The organism is uncultured Citricoccus sp. (assembly GCF_937871995.1).
Lineage (GTDB): Bacteria > Actinomycetota > Actinomycetes > Actinomycetales > Micrococcaceae > Citricoccus.
Genome location: NZ_CALMQR010000044.1, coordinates 20,602 through 32,269, shown reverse-complemented (window position 1 = coordinate 32,269; position 11,668 = coordinate 20,602). Strand labels below are relative to the sequence as shown.

Sequence of the window (11,668 nt, the reverse complement as noted above, 5' to 3'; positions counted from 1 at the left end):
GGCCGTGCGGCCGGCCCGGAGGTATGTGCCCCGGTCATTCAGGCGCGGCCGAACTCCGCGGTCTCGAGGGTCCAGGCCCGGGCCCGGTCGCTGACGGTCACGCCGAGCCCGGGGCGCTGCGGCAGGAGCATGCGCCCGTCCTTGGTCTCGAGGCGCTCGTTGAAGAGCGGGTCGAGCCAGTCGAAGTGCTCCACCCACGGCTCGCGCGGATACGTGGCCGCCAGGTGGAGGTGGATCTCCATCGCGAAGTGCGGGGCGAGGTCGAGTCCGGCCTGGTCGGCCAGGGTCGCGAGCCGCTGGAACTGGGTGATGCCGCCGACGCGCGGGGCGTCCGGCTGGATGATGTCGCAGGCCCGTGCCGCGATGAGGCGTTCGTGCTCGGCCACGGAGGCGAGCATCTCCCCGGTGGCGATCGGGGTGTCCAGCGCGGCCGCGAGGTCGGCGTGGCCCTGCACGTCGTAGGCGTCGAGCGGCTCCTCGATCCAGACCAGGTCGAACTCCTCCAGGCGGCGCCCCATCCGCAGGGCGGTGGCACGGTCCCACTGCTGGTTGGCGTCCACCATGAGCGGCACGTCCGGGCCGATGTGCTCGCGCACGGCGGCCACCCGGCGCAGGTCCTCCGCGGAGTCCGGCAGGCCGACCTTGATCTTGATGCCGCCGATGCCCTCCTCGATGGACTGGGAGGCCCGTTCCTTGACCTCCTGGATCGAGGCGTTGAGGAAGCCGCCGGAGGTGTTGTAGGTCCGCACGGAGTCCCGGTGGGCACCGAGGAACTTCGCCAACGGCAGTCCGGCTCGCTTGGCCTTGAGGTCGTACAGGGCGATGTCGATCGCGGCCAGTGCCTGGGTGGCGACCCCGGAGCGCCCGACGGAGGCACCGGCCCACAGCAGCTTGGTGTACAGCCGGGCGATGTCGTTGGGGTCCTCGCCGATCATGGTCTCGGCGACCTCGCGGGCGTGGGCGTACTGGGCCGGCCCGCCCGCGCGCTTGGAGTAGGAGAAGCCGAGGCCCTCGTGGCCCTGCTCGGTGACGATCTCCGCGAAGAGGAAGGCCACCTCGGTCATGGGCTTCTGCCGCCCGGTGAAGACCTTGGCGTCAGAGATCGGCGTCGCCAGGGGCAACCGGACGGTGGAGAGCGTGACGTGGCGGATGGCGTCCGGCGTGTAGGCAGATGCGGTCATGGGGGTCTCTTCCTCGGCGTGGGATACAGGGGCGCGTCCCGGTCAGCAGGTCATCTCATCGTACAAGTCACCAACTTGTAGAACAAGTGCCACTGCGGGGTTCCCACGCACGGACGGGACGGCTCAGCCGGTGCCCGCCGGGCCGGCGTCGCCCTCAAGGACCCCCTGCGGCGAGACGTGCTCCAGGATGACCCGGCGCAACCGGCTCGCGGCGGTGTTGTCCCCGTTCTCGTTCCAGGCCAGGTGCAGGTCCGCCCGGTTGAGCTCGAGGAGTCCGGCGTGACCGGTGATCTCCTCGGCCACGACGCCCGGAGGGGCGAAGTCCATGGCCGAGGCCGGGACGAGCGTGATGCCCAGGCCCGCGGCCGCGAAGGCCAGCAGCGCCGGGACCTGGCTGGCCAGCTGGGTGACGGTCGGGGTGACGCCGGCACTGTCGTACAGGCGCATGACGAGGTCGTAGAAGTAGCGGGCCTCCGAGGTGGAGTACATCATCAGCGGCTCCCCCTCGAGGTCCTTCAGGCGCACACCCTCACCGGTGGCCAGCGCATGACCCTGCGGAAGTGCGGCCACCAGGTGGTCCTTGAAGACCAGCTCGGTGCGGACCCCCGCGCGGGAGACGATGGGGCGCAGCAGGCCGAGGTCCACCGCTCCGCGGGAGAGCGCCTCCAGCTGGTCGGCCGAGACCGCCTCCCGCAGCACCAGGGAGACCCCCGGCAGGTGTTCACGGGCCAGCCGCAGCAGCCACGGCAGGACGGACTGGCCGGCGATCGCGGTGTAGCCGATGACGATCGAGCCGACGTCCCCGGTGGAGACGCGGCGGACGTCCAGCTGGGTCTTGGTGCAGAGGTCCAGGATCTGGCGGGCACTCGGCAGCAACGCCTGCCCGGCCGGCGTGAGCTCCACCTTCCGGCTGCTGCGGAGGAACAGCTGGGCGTCCAGCTCCCTCTCCAGCAACTGGATCTGCCGGCTCAGGGGCGGCTGGGTCATGTTCAGCCGGGTGGCCGCCGCGCCGAAGTGCAATTCCTCGGCCACCGCCACGAAGGACTCCAGCTGGATGAGGGAGAACATCGATCCACTCCTTGGATGATTGTGTGCACATATTAGCTTGGACGCGCATCGATCCCCGGCCCTACGTTGAAGGCGTGAACGCACAGACCTCCAGCCCCGCGAGCCCTCGACTCACCCCCTCCGGCCGCGCCGGGACCGGCCCGGTGACCACCGGCCCGGCCACCGCCGGCCCGACGATCACCGGGGCCACCATCACGCCGGTGGCCTTCGCGGACCCCCCGTTGCTGAACACGGTGGGCGTGCACGAGCCCTTTGCCCTGCGGGCGATCGTCCAGGTCCACACGGATGCCGGCGTCACCGGGCTCGGGGAGACCTACGGGGACGCCGCCCACCTGGCCCGGCTCCGCCTGGGCGCCGAGGCGGTCGTCGGTGCCGACGCCTTCAACACCAACGACCTGCGCCGCCGGATCACCCGGGCCCTCGCCCGGGACACGACGACGGGCGGTCACGGCATGAGCGGGATGGTCACCGGCTCGGCCACCGCGGACCGGGTCCTCTCCCCCTTCGACGTGGCCTCGCTCGACCTCCAGGGCAAGGTCCTCGGCCTGCCCGTCAGCAGTCTCCTCGGGGGCGCCCTGCGGGATTCCGTCGCCTTCAGCGGTTACCTGTTCTACAAGTGGGCCGGCCACCCCGGGGCCGGACCGGACGCCTTCGGTGAGGCCCTGGACCCCGCCGGCGTGGTGGCCCAGGCCCGCGCCCTGGTGGACGCCCATGGTTTCACCGCCCTCAAGCTCAAGGCCGGTGTCTTCCACCCCGACGCGGAGTGTGAGGCCATCGAGGCGCTGCGCGCCGAGTTCCCGGACCTGCCGTTGCGCATCGACCCCAACGGCGCGTGGACCGTGGAGACGTCCGTGGCCGTGGCCGAACGCCTGGGCGGGATCCTGGAATACCTCGAGGACCCGACGCCGGGGATCGACGGCATGGCCACCGTCCGGCGCCGCACGGGCACACCCCTGGCCACCAACATGTGCGTGGTCGGCTTCGCGGACATCCCGCCGGCCGTCGCGGCGGGTGCCGTGGACGTCGTGCTGTCGGATCACCACTTCTGGGGTGGGTTGCGCCGGTCCCAGATGCTGGGCGGCGTGGCGGAGACCTTCGGCTGGGGGCTGTCCATGCACTCGAACTCCCATCTCGGGATCAGTCTCGCGGCCATGGTCCACCTGGCCGCGGCCACCCCGAACGTGGACTACGCCTGTGACACGCACATCCCCTGGAAGGATCCCTCCGAGGACGTCGTGGTCCCCGGCGTGCTCGCCATCCGGGACGGCTCCGTGGCGGTCCCCACCGGCCCGGGGCTCGGCGTCGAGCTGGACGAGGACGCCCTGGCCCGGTTGCACGAGCAGTACCTGCGCGCGGGCCTGACGGAACGGGATGACACCGGGTACATGCGCCGGTTCCAGCCGGACTTCGACCCCTCCCCGGCCCGGTGGTGAACATGGCCCGCCCTGGCCCGACGCCGGCCGGCCGGCTGTCCGTGCTCGTGACCGACCCGATCATTGCCCGGTGGTCCGGCGTGCTCACCTCAGGCGCTCCCCGTCACCACTGGATGTTCCTCACGGAGGCCGACGAGGACACCCAGCGCCAGGCGGCCGCGGACTGTGACGTGCTGGTGTGTTCCCGGTTGTCCGCGGAGACGGCGGCCGGGGTGGGGGCACGTCTCGTCCAGGTCACCGGCGCGGGCCTGGACCGGGTGGCCGTGGACGCGCTCCCGGCCGGCACGGAGGTGACCACCACCGCCCACCACGAGCGGGCGATCGCCGAACACGTGCTGATGTCCGTCATGGCCCTGGAACGCCGGCTGCTGGTCCGGGACCGCAGCCTGCGCGCCGGGACCTGGCGGACCCTGGCCACCGACCCGACCGTCCCGGCGTTCCGCACCCTCGACACGCTGGTGCTCGGCGCGGTGGGCCTGGGCGGCATCGGCGCGGAGACCCTCCGCCTGGCCGAGTCCTGGGGCATGGCCACGCTGGCCGTGCGCGGCACCCCGGACGCCCCGCTGCCGGAGGGGGTGTGCCCGCGGTGGGTCGGCGGGACCGGCGAACTGCCCCGCCTGCTGGCCGAGGCCGACGTCGTGGTGGTGTCCGTTCCCCTGTCCCCGGCCACCCAGGGAATGATCGGGGCGGCGGAACTGACGGCCATGAAACCGGACGCCGTGCTGGTGAACGTCGCCCGGGGACCCGTGGTGGACCAGGCGGCGCTGCACGCGGCGCTCACGGCGCCGGCCGGGACCCCGACGGCGATCGGCGGGGCCGCGCTCGACGTGTGGTGGGGGCCACCGTCACCGGGCCGGACGCCCCCGGCCGAGCACGACTTCACCGCGCTGGACAACGTGGTCCTCACCCCGCACTGCTCCGGGCATGCGGAGTCGACCTTCGCGGGCCGAGCCCGGGACATCGCCGCCAACGTGGAGCGCCTTGCCGCGGGGACACCGCGGCTCGGTGTGGTGAGGTCTGGACCGCGCACACGCTAGGCAGGCCGGACTTCTACACACCCAGCAGCAGACGCACCACCAGCAGGAGCGCCCCGAGGCTCGCCAGGAGCAGGCCGGCCAGCCTCAGGCGCTCGGCGTCCAGCCACCGGTTGAGACGTCGGGACAGCAGGAACCCGGCCGCCACCACGGGGATGAGCCAGGCGAAGACCTGCACGGAGTGCCACGTGACGGCACCGACGAGGACCAGCAGCACCACGGAGACGATGGAGCCGACGAGGAAGAACGCGCTCATGGTCCCCCGCAACCGCGCCGGTTCCTGGCCCTGCCAGACAATGGCCATGGGTGCCCCGCCGATCGAGGTCGAGGTGCCCATGATCCCGGACAGCGCCCCGGCGGTGACGAGGGCCGTGCGCGTGGGCGCCGGCCGCCAGCCCAGGAACGCCGACCCGACCCCGGCGACCACGGAGACGGCCACCACCCAGGACAGCGCCGCCACGGGCAGGGCCACGACCATGAGGGCGCCGATCGCGCTGCCCGGGAGCCGTCCCGCGAGCGCCCACCCCGCCCCGCCGAGGTCCAGGTTCGCCCGCTCGCGGAGAGTGACCATGAGGGCCAGCAGGCACGCGAACATCACCACGATCGACGGCAGCAGCCCCGGCTCCACGAGGGCGATCACCGGGGCGGCCACCATGCCCGCGCCGAAGCCGATCGAGCCCTGGAGTGCCGAACCGATGAAGACGACCGCTGCGATGAGTCCGAATGCGCCTGGGTCCACCTAGCCCACCGTAGCGGCGGGCGTCCCGGCTCCGCCCTCCCGCACCGGTTCCACCATCGGGAAGTGGCATTCAGCCTGGTGGGCGACGTCCTGCATCCCCTCCGGTGCGGTGCGGCGGACCCCGGGCGTTGGCAGGGCCGTCGTCGTGCGTCCGGCCTCCGCGCCGGTCCGAGCGGCGGGACGTTCTGCGGCGCAGATGTCCTGGGCCTTCCAGCAACGGGTGCGGAACCGGCAGCCCGAGGGCGGGTCCAGCGGGGACGGCAGCTCGCCGCGCAGGACGATCCGCTCCTCGGGCCGGGCCGCCGGGTCCAGCTTGGGCGAGGCGGACATCAGCGCTGCCGTGTAGGGATGCAGCGGGCGGTCGAAGACGTCCTCGGTGGTGCCGGTCTCGATGATGCGGCCCAGGTACATCACGGCCACGCGGTCGGTGACGTGCCGGACCACGGAGAGGTCGTGCGAGATGAACAGGTAGCTGACACCGAGCTTCTGCTGCAGTTCGTTGAGCAGGTTCAGCACCTGGGCCTGGACGGAGAGGTCCAGGGCCGAGACCGGCTCATCGAGGATGATGAGGTCCGGGTTCAGCGCCAGCGCCCGGGCGATGCCGATGCGCTGGCGCTGGCCGCCGGAGAACTCCTGGGGTGACTTCTTCATGTCGGAGGGACGCAACCCCACCAGCTGCAGCAGCTCCCGCAGCCGGGCATCCCGCTCCCGGGAGGTCCTGTACAGGCCACGGTGGGTGGCCCAGGGCTCGGAGATGATCTCCCCGGCCGTCATCCGCGCGTTCAGGGAGGCGAAGGGATCCTGGAACACCATCTGCACGCGGCGGCGCCAGGACATCAGGTCCTTGCCGCGCAGCGAGAACGGGTCCCGTCCCTCGAAGGTGACGGACCCGGAGTCCGGGATCTCCAGCAGCATCAGCGTCCGGGCCAGGGTGGACTTGCCGCACCCGGACTCCCCCACCAGCCCCAGCGTCTCCCCGCGGCCGATCGTGAGGCTGACACCGTCCAGGGCCGTGAGGCGGTCGTTGCCGGAGGCACTGCGCTGGACCTGGAAGGTCTTGGTGAGGTTCTGGACCTCGAGTGCGGCACCGCCGGCGGGGGCCGGGGCATCGTGGGTCAGGGTCGCGGTCATGATCGGGCCTCCGTGGCGGTGGTGTCCGTGGGGGTGACGGCAGGGGCGTGCGCCGCGAGGAGTTCCTCGGAGAAGTGGCACGCGGCGAACTGGCCGGGCGTGGTCTCGCGCAGGTCCGGGCGCTGGGCCCGGCACAGTGCGCGGGCCAACGGGCACCGGTCCTGGTAGACGCATCCGGGCGGGATGTCCTTGAGCTCGGGCGGGCTGCCCGGGATCGAGTTCAGGTCCCCGCCCCGTTCCGAACCGGTCGGCACGGAGTCCAGCAGGCCCTTGGTGTACGGGTGGGTGGGGGTCGCGAAGACCCGGTCCACCGGCCCCTGTTCCACCACGGTCCCGGCGTACATGACGCACACCGTGTCCGCCTCCTCGGCCACCACGGCGAGGTCGTGGGTGATGAGGACGACGGCCATGTTCTCCTCGGCCCGCAGCCGGCGCAACAGCTCCATGATCTGTGCCTGCACGGTGACGTCGAGGGCGGTGGTGGGCTCATCCGCGATCAGCAGGCTCGGCCCCAGCGCCACGGCCATGGCGATGAGGATGCGCTGGCGCATGCCGCCCGAGAACTGGTGCGGGTAGGCGTCCACGCGGGACTCCGGTTCCGGGATCCCCACGCGGCGCATCAGCTCGATGGCCTCCACGCGGGCCGCCCGGGCGCTCAGGCCCCGATGGATGCGGAAGGCCTCGCCGAGCTGGGTGCCGACGGTGTAGACGGGGTTCAGCGCGGTCAGGGCGTCCTGGAAGACGATGCCCAGGTCCACGCCGGAGATGGCCCGGCGTCTCCTGGCGCTGATCCTCGTGAGGTCCTCGCCGTTGAGCATCACGGCCCCGCCCTCCACGTGGGCGACAGCGTCCAGCTGGCCGGCCACGGCCTTGGCGGTCATCGACTTGCCGCAGCCGGACTCGCCCAGCAGGGCGAGGGTCTGTCCGGCCGAGGCGGTGAAACCGACCTCGCTGACGGCGCGGACGGTGCCGGCAGGGGTCCGGATGTCCACGTTCAGGCCGGAGACCTCGAGGACCGTGGTGCCCGGGTCGACCCGGGTCGTGGTGGGTGCGGAGGTCATGGTGCTCACTGCTTCTCCTGGAGGGGCGTCGGCTCGGTGTCTGCCCGAGTGGTCCGGGCGGAGGAGGCGTCGGTGGCGGCGGCCGCGGCGGCCATCTTCCGGACGGGCAGGCGGTGGATGAACCTCTTCCGGCCCGGCAGGGTCAGGCGCCAGCGCTGGGCCGGATCGGTGGCGATTCGCAGCCAGGCCGCCAGCATGTTGGCGGCGATGGCCGTGATGACGATGGCCAGGCCCGGCAGGATGGACAGCCACCAGGCCGTCTGCAGGTACTGACGGCCCTGGGCGACCATGAGGCCCCAGGACACGTCCGGCGGCTGGATGCCGATGCCCAGGAAGCTCAGGGAGGACTCGGCCAGCATCACGTAGCAGAACTCGAGGGTGGCCAGCGTGAGGATCGTCGGCGCGATGATCGGGACCACGTGCCGGCGAATGATCGCGTTCGGCCGGGCGCCGAAGGTCCGGGCGGCGTCCACGAAGGTCCGGCTCTGCAGCTCGGCCGACTCGGCGCGGGCGGTACGCAGGTAGATCGGGATCCGGGTGATCGCCAGGATCAGCACGATGTTGGCGATCGAGGGGTTGAAGACGTACAGCACGACCACGGCCAGCAGCAGGGACGGGAAGGACATGATGACGTCCGCGATGCGCATGGACACGTTCTCGCGGGCACCGCGGTGGTACCCAGCCCAGACGCCCCACAGGGAACCGATGACCATGGCGACCAGCACGGCGGGCAGGGCCACGAGCAGCGTGGTGCGGGTGGCGACCACGAGGCGGGCCAGCATGGACCGGCCCAGCGAGTCGGATCCGAGGATGTACTCCCAGCCGTTGGCCGGGTTGAAGGGGGCCTCGTTGGCGAACATCAGGTCCTGCTTCGTGGCGAGGTCGCCGACGAGCAGGGGCCCGAAGACCGCCGTCGCGCCGACGAGGAGCAGGATGACGGCGCCCGCCGTGGCGAAGGGGTCCCTCAGGAGCATGCGGAACATGCTCGGTTTGCCGTGTCGTGACGATTCCGCTTCCGGCGCCGGGGCGGGTGAGGACCCGGTGTGCCGGGGGGTCTCAGCTGTGGTGCTCATGGGGTCCTCCTAGGCCCGTGTGGCGGGCTGGGGTGCGGACGGGGTGGTGGGTGGGGCCGCCTGCTCGGCCTCGCGGGAGACGACGGCGGCCGGGGTGCCGGCGAGCGCCGGCGTCGGGTCCTGGTCGGTGCCGGTGGCCCGGCCGCCGGTCCCGGAACCTCCGCCGGCCGTCTTCGGACGGCCGGAGGCGCCGGCCGGGCGGACCCGGGGGGCGAGCAGGGCGTAGGCCAGGTCGATGAGGATGTTGAGGATGAAGATCGCGATGGCGGTCAGCAGCACGCAGGCCTGCAGCACGGCGAAGTCGCGCTGCAGGATCGAGTCGATCATCAGCTTGCCGATGCCGGGCCAGCCGAAGATCGTCTCCACCACGACCGCGCCGTTGACCAGGCCGACGGCCAGGTCACCGGCGACGGTCAGGGCCGGGGCCGCCGCGTTGCGCAGGGCGTGCCGGGTCACCACCCGGGTCTGGGAGGCGCCCTTGGACCGGGCCAGCTTGATGTACGGCTCCGACAGGGCCGAGACCATGGCCCCGCGGATCACCTGGACCAGGGCGCCGAAGGGGCGCAGGGCCAGCGTGGCGATCGGCAGCACCCAGGCCTCGGCGCCGACGACGCCCGAGGTGGGCAGCCAGCCGAGGGTGATCGCGAAGATCCAGATCCCGACGATCGCCAGCCAGAAGTCGGGGATGGATGCGGCGGCCATGGAGATGAAGCTCGCGATGCGGTCCACCACCCCGTTGGGCCTCAGGGCCGCCCAGCTGCCGACGATGACGGCGAGCGCGATCGCGATGACCATGGTGGTCGCCGCGAGCTGGAGGGTGGCCGGGAAGGCCCGCAGCGCCATCTCGGCGGCGGACTCCCCCGTCCTCAGCGAGGTCCCGAAGTCCAGGCGGAGGACGCCGCCGAAGTACTCCCCCATCTGGACCCAGAGCGGCTGGTCCAGTCCGTTGCGGGTGACGAAGTCCTCCCGCATCTGCTCGGTGGCGTTCAGGGGCAGGTAGAGCGCTGCCGGGTTGCCCGTCATCCGGGCCAGGGCGAAGACGCCCACCACGACCACGACGAGGGGCAGCGCACTGGAGATGATGCGCTTGCGCAGGTACGTCAGCATGGGTCCTCCCAAGGATCCCGAGGAAAAGGTTGGTCCGTCTGGGGTGTACCGCCGGGGCCGGTGATGCGGCCGGCCCCGGCGGCGGGTGGTCGGGGTGGTGCCTGTGGTCAGCCGGCCGGCGTGACCTCGGCCAGGCGGAGCTCGTCCCCCGAGGAGGAGTTGGGCTCGTAGCCCACCGTGTCCGCGATGCCGAGCATCCCGGTCTGGTGGGTGAGGTGCGCGAACTGGACGACCTGCTCGTTCTGGTACTCGAAGACGTCCGCGTAGGCCTGGGCGCGGGCCTCGCCGCTCTGCTGGCCGGCCTCGGTGATCATCTGGTCGAACTCCTCCGTGCCGAAGGCGCTCTGGGCACCGTCGGAGAGCATGTACTGCTCGACGGTGAAGGCCGCGTCACCGGCCTGGTTGCCGTGCTGCGTCATGTGCAGGATGGCCCCCTCGTCCTCGACGAACGGCCGCACCTGGTAGGTGAGGTGCTGGCTGGTCTCCATCATCTTGAGCTTGACGTTCAGTCCGGCCTGGGTGAGCTGCTCCTGCAGGACCTGGCCCAGCTCCTCGATCTTCGGGAACTGGGCGGACCGGACGATCAGGCTGATCGGGGCGGAGGTGTCCACCCCGTCGGCCTTGGCCTCCTCGACCAGCTGCTTGGCCTTCTCCGGGTCGTAGGGCCAGCCCTCGAGCTGCTCGTTGTGGCCCACCACGCCCTCGGGCACGAGCTGCGCCGCGACCTGGTCCCGTCCCCCGTAGAGGCTGGCGACGATGCCCTCCTTGTCGATCGCGTAGTTGACGGCCTGGCGGACACGGATGTCGTCGAACGGCGCCGACTCCGCGTGCATGCGCAGTGCCACCGTCTCGTTGTTCGGGTAGGCGACGCCCAGCTCGCCGATGCTGTCCTCGGGGCTCAGGCCGGTGGCGATCTCCGCCTCGCCCGAGGTGATCATGGCGGCGCGGACGGAGGACTCCTCGCGCCACTGGTACTGCGCCTTCGGGAAGGCCGGGGCCTCTCCCCAGTACCCGTCATAGGCCGAGACGTCGATGCTCTGCCCCGCGTTCCAGGCGTCGAGCCGGTAGGGACCGGTGCCGATCGGCTCGCGGACCTTCTCGGTGTCCGAGGTCTCGGACGGGACGATCTCGAGGAAGGACAGGCGCAGCGGCAGGATCGGGTCTGCCTGCGCGGCGGTGACCGTCAGGGTGGTGTCGTCCACGACCTCGACCGTGAGGTCCTCATCACCGAAGACGTAACCCTCGACGTTGCAGCCGAGGTCCGAGTTCACGGCACGTTCGATGGTGTGGGCGGCGTCCTCGGCGGTGAAGTCCGAACCGTCGTGGAAGGTGACGCCGTCGCGGAGGGTGAAGGTCCAGGTGGTGTCGTCTTCGGAGGACCACTCGGTGGCCAGCTTGGGCTCGAGCTCGCCCGTGGTGGGATTGCGCTCCACGAGGGGTTCGGTGATCGTGGAGCGGTCCACGACACCGGTGCTGGTCAGGTTCGCCTCGCACGGCTCCAGCGTCGGCGGCTCCTGCTGGAGCACGACGCGCAGGGTCTCCGGGGTGCTGCCCGCCTCGGCCCCGCCGGCAGCGTTCTCCGAGTTGGCCACACCGCAGCCGGTGAGGACGAGTCCGGTGCCCATGGCGACGGCCAGGGCGGCCAGCGGCAGCCGGCGGCCGGCGCGGGGTGTCACAGTCTGGTGATCACGCATGTCGATCTTCCTTTGAAACGGTGGTCGGAATGGGTGCGAGCTGCCGGCCTGCGGGACGCTGTCCCGGCGGTCGTGTCCCTGTCTACGGATGTAGACGGCTCAATCGCGATAGGGACAAGACTGTGATGGTCGTCACGGCGAGTCAAG

10 protein-coding genes are annotated in these 11,668 nt (G+C 71.5%); 2 read left to right on the top strand and 8 right to left on the bottom strand.

The window, feature by feature from the left end; genetic code table 11:
• Positions 1-38 precede the first annotated feature (38 nt).
• Positions 39-1,181, bottom strand: coding sequence for an L-talarate/galactarate dehydratase (locus Q0283_RS04030; protein WP_298043191.1), 1,143 nt, complete (start codon positions 1,179-1,181; stop codon positions 39-41).
• A gap of 123 nt (positions 1,182-1,304) precedes the next feature.
• Positions 1,305-2,249, bottom strand: a complete 945-nt coding sequence (locus tag Q0283_RS04025; RefSeq protein ID WP_298043190.1) for a LysR family transcriptional regulator — start codon at positions 2,247-2,249, stop codon at positions 1,305-1,307.
• A 143-nt stretch (positions 2,250-2,392) separates the two neighbouring features.
• Here Q0283_RS04025 and Q0283_RS04020 point away from each other — a divergent pair, with 143 nt between their 5' ends.
• Both Q0283_RS04020 and Q0283_RS04015 read left to right on the top strand, forming a co-directional pair.
• A complete protein-coding gene (locus Q0283_RS04020) occupies positions 2,393-3,682 on the top strand; it encodes an enolase C-terminal domain-like protein (RefSeq protein WP_298043197.1) in 1,290 nt (429 codons plus the stop codon).
• A gap of 2 nt (positions 3,683-3,684) precedes the next feature.
• Positions 3,685-4,719: a 2-hydroxyacid dehydrogenase gene (locus tag Q0283_RS04015; RefSeq protein ID WP_298043188.1), complete on the top strand. Its 1,035-nt coding sequence runs from the start codon at positions 3,685-3,687 to the stop codon at positions 4,717-4,719.
• 13 nt (positions 4,720-4,732) lie between these two features.
• On the opposite strand, the gene Q0283_RS04010 is transcribed toward Q0283_RS04015, so the two are convergent.
• The 6 genes from Q0283_RS04010 to Q0283_RS03985 form a co-directional block, all read right to left on the bottom strand.
• Positions 4,733-5,455 (bottom strand): sulfite exporter TauE/SafE family protein, encoded by a 723-nt coding sequence (locus Q0283_RS04010; protein WP_298043186.1) that lies wholly within the window; start codon positions 5,453-5,455, stop codon positions 4,733-4,735.
• On the bottom strand, positions 5,456-6,586 hold the full coding sequence (locus Q0283_RS04005) for an ABC transporter ATP-binding protein (RefSeq protein WP_298043184.1): 1,131 nt from the start codon (positions 6,584-6,586) through the stop codon (positions 5,456-5,458). It abuts the gene before it with no gap.
• Positions 6,583-7,647, bottom strand: a complete 1,065-nt coding sequence (locus tag Q0283_RS04000; RefSeq protein ID WP_298043182.1) for an ABC transporter ATP-binding protein — start codon at positions 7,645-7,647, stop codon at positions 6,583-6,585. Before Q0283_RS04000 ends, Q0283_RS04005 begins: the two co-directional genes overlap by 4 nt.
• Before the next feature lie 5 nt (positions 7,648-7,652).
• Positions 7,653-8,720, bottom strand: coding sequence for an ABC transporter permease (locus tag Q0283_RS03995; protein WP_298043180.1), 1,068 nt, complete (start codon positions 8,718-8,720; stop codon positions 7,653-7,655).
• 9 nt (positions 8,721-8,729) lie between these two features.
• Positions 8,730-9,827: an ABC transporter permease gene (locus Q0283_RS03990; protein WP_298043179.1), complete on the bottom strand. Its 1,098-nt coding sequence runs from the start codon at positions 9,825-9,827 to the stop codon at positions 8,730-8,732.
• 107 nt (positions 9,828-9,934) lie between these two features.
• Positions 9,935-11,521 carry an ABC transporter substrate-binding protein gene (locus Q0283_RS03985; RefSeq protein ID WP_298043176.1) on the bottom strand — a complete coding sequence of 529 codons (1,587 nt, stop codon included), beginning with the start codon at positions 11,519-11,521 and terminating at the stop codon, positions 9,935-9,937.
• Between the last annotated feature and the right edge of the window lie 147 nt (positions 11,522-11,668).

Coding starts and splice junctions, on each gene's coding strand:
- Q0283_RS04030 (WP_298043191.1), bottom strand. CDS start 1,181: ATGACCGCATCTGCCTACACGCCGGACGCCATCCGCCACGTCACGCTC.
- Q0283_RS04025 (WP_298043190.1), bottom strand. CDS start 2,249: ATGTTCTCCCTCATCCAGCTGGAGTCCTTCGTGGCGGTGGCCGAGGAA.
- Q0283_RS04015 (WP_298043188.1), top strand. CDS start 3,685: ATGGCCCGCCCTGGCCCGACGCCGGCCGGCCGGCTGTCCGTGCTCGTG.
- Q0283_RS04005 (WP_298043184.1), bottom strand. CDS start 6,586: ATGACCGCGACCCTGACCCACGATGCCCCGGCCCCCGCCGGCGGTGCC.
- Q0283_RS04000 (WP_298043182.1), bottom strand. CDS start 7,647: ATGACCTCCGCACCCACCACGACCCGGGTCGACCCGGGCACCACGGTC.
- Q0283_RS03995 (WP_298043180.1), bottom strand. CDS start 8,720: ATGAGCACCACAGCTGAGACCCCCCGGCACACCGGGTCCTCACCCGCC.
- Q0283_RS03990 (WP_298043179.1), bottom strand. CDS start 9,827: ATGCTGACGTACCTGCGCAAGCGCATCATCTCCAGTGCGCTGCCCCTC.
- Q0283_RS03985 (WP_298043176.1), bottom strand. CDS start 11,521: ATGCGTGATCACCAGACTGTGACACCCCGCGCCGGCCGCCGGCTGCCG.